Origin of the sequence: Streptomyces sp. UNOB3_S3 (genome assembly GCF_020740895.1) — a bacterium.
Lineage (GTDB): Bacteria > Actinomycetota > Actinomycetes > Streptomycetales > Streptomycetaceae > Streptomyces.
Window position 1 is genome coordinate 1 of sequence record NZ_JAILXP010000692.1, and the last position, 1327, is coordinate 1327.

The 1327-nt window shown below is 72.9% G+C and carries 1 protein-coding gene; it reads right to left on the minus strand.

Translation table 11 applies throughout. The annotated features are described in order from the left end of the window. Window positions 1-1272 (minus strand): MFS transporter (locus K6I33_RS35065; protein ID WP_229358835.1); only part of this gene is annotated, 1272 nt, incomplete at its 3' end. Window positions 1273-1327 lie beyond the last annotated feature (55 nt).

The window sequence follows — 1327 nt, forward strand, 5'->3', positions numbered from 1 at the left end:
GTCGGTGGCCGGGCGGGAGGCGATCGTGGTGGGGCGGGTCTCGGGCAGCAGCAGGAAGCAGCCCAGGCTCAGCAGGGCGATGCCGGTGAGATAGGCGGCGACGCCCCAGGGCGGCCCGCCCGATCTGGCCGTCGCCGTCGCCACCAGCGGGGTGACGGCTCCGCCGAGCACCCCGGCGAGGTTGTAGCCGACGGAGGCGCCGGTGCAGCGCACCCTGGCCTCGTAGAGCTCGGGCACATACGCGCCGACCACCCCGAAGGCGGTGATGAAGGCCAGCATCGCGACGACGAAGCCCAGCAGCATCAGCGCGGGGCGGCCGGTGCGCAGCAGGCCCATGAGGGGGAACATCCACAGGGCCACGGCGGTACAGCCGACCAGGCACAGGGTGCGACGGCCGAAGCGGTCGCCGAGGTGGGCGACGACGGGGGTGGCCGCGCCGGAGACGGCGACCGCCACCATGACGCAGCCGAGCATGAGCGTGCGGTCGACGCCCAGGCGCTCGGTGCCGTAGGCCAGGGACCAGGTGGTGACCGTGTAGAAGACGGAATAGCCGATGGAGAGCCCGCCGGCGGTGAGCAGGACGAGCCGCCAGTGGCCGCGGACGACCTCGGTGAAGGGGAGCGTCGCGCGGCTCTCGTTCGCGGCCAGCGCCTGGAAGTCCGGGGTCTCGGCCAGCTGGGTGCGCAGCAGCAGCCCGATCGCGGCCAGGACGCCCGCCGCCCAGAACGGCACGCGCCAGCCCCAGGTCAGGAACAGCTCGTCGGGGAGGGTCGCCGAAAGGGTCAGGGTGATGCCGTTGGCCAGCAGGAATCCCACGGACGGGCCGGTCTGGGGGAAGCTCGACCACAGCACACGGCGATGGGCGGGGGCGTGTTCGGTGGTCAGCAGTACGGCGCCGCCCCATTCGCCGCCGACGCCCAGGCCCTGGAGGAAGCGCAGCACGAGCAGCAGCAGCGGGGCGGCGACGCCGATCCGCTGGTAGGTGGGGACGAAGCCGACGGCGACGGTCGCGAGGCCCGTCAGCAGCAGGGAGAAGACGAGCACGGGGCGGCGGCCCAGCCGGTCACCGATGTGCCCGAAGAACACCGAGCCCAGCGGGCGGGCGATGAAGCCGACGCCGAAGGTGCCGAACGCGGCGAGGGTGCCGACGAGGGGGGAGACGGTGGGGAAGAACAGCGGGCCCAGGACAAGGGCGGCCGCGGTGCCGTAGGCGAAGAAGTCGTAGAACTCGATGGTGGTCCCGACCATGGACGCCGCCGCGAGGCGGAGCATGGCCGGGGGTCGGTCGCGATTCATGTACTGCCCACCTTCCCCCTGGGGCTGTCTC